This window comes from Bartonella sp. MR168JLCBS (assembly GCF_042194175.1).
This window is the reverse complement of record NZ_JBHIMP010000306.1, coordinates 1-779: the sequence shown is the minus strand read 5'-3', so window position 1 is coordinate 779 and position 779 is coordinate 1. Positions and strand designations below refer to the sequence as shown.

General features: G+C 47.0%; 1 pseudogene. It reads right to left on the bottom strand.

The features are described 5' to 3' along the window. Positions 1–779: pseudogene (locus ACFIK8_RS11055) on the bottom strand (glycine dehydrogenase (aminomethyl-transferring)); the annotation flags it as partial.

Genomic DNA, 779 nt, shown 5'->3' with positions numbered 1-779 from the left:
CCAATGCCAAATCCTTATCTGACAAACGACGCAAAAAGCGCATCATGTCCGTCTCTGAATGAACCACATGAAAGAAAGGCTGTGAAAGAAAAGCGGCATCACGTCCGTTACCCCAAAGTCGTGGAGAAACCTGATCAACGAGTTGTGCCCCAAAAAGCTGTGCTAAAGTACAAGCATCCTCTTCTGTTGACAATTCATCAAAATTGACCGCAACTCTGTCATCATCAAGAATACGAACAAGGCGTCCACCTGCTTTCGCTTGGCGCGCAATCTCTTGAGCTTTTCCCTTCACAACGACGCTTACACAATCGAAAAAGGACTCTCCTTCACAAGGGATACCTGCTGCCTCTAAACCACCCATAAAACGGCATGTTAAAGAATGAATCCGCTGAGCAATTTCCTGTAAGCCTTGTGGCCCATGCCAAACAGCATAAGCTGTTGCCATATTTGCCAACAAAGCTTGTGCTGTACAAATGTTTGACGTTGCTTTATCGCGCCGGATATGTTGTTCACGTGTTTGCAACGCTAAACGAAAACCAACACGCCCTTTTGTATCCACTGATTGACCAACAATACGCCCTGGAATGAGACGTGTTAGCGCATCACTGACCGCAAGATAACCAGCATGTGGACCACCAAATCCCATTGGAACTCCATAGCGATGCATAGAGCCAACAACAATATCAGCCCCCCATTGAGCTGGCGGTTCCATAAGCGTAAGCGCCAAAGGATCAGCAACAACGATCACCAGTGCTCCTTTTGCCTTTGCCTCTTTAATG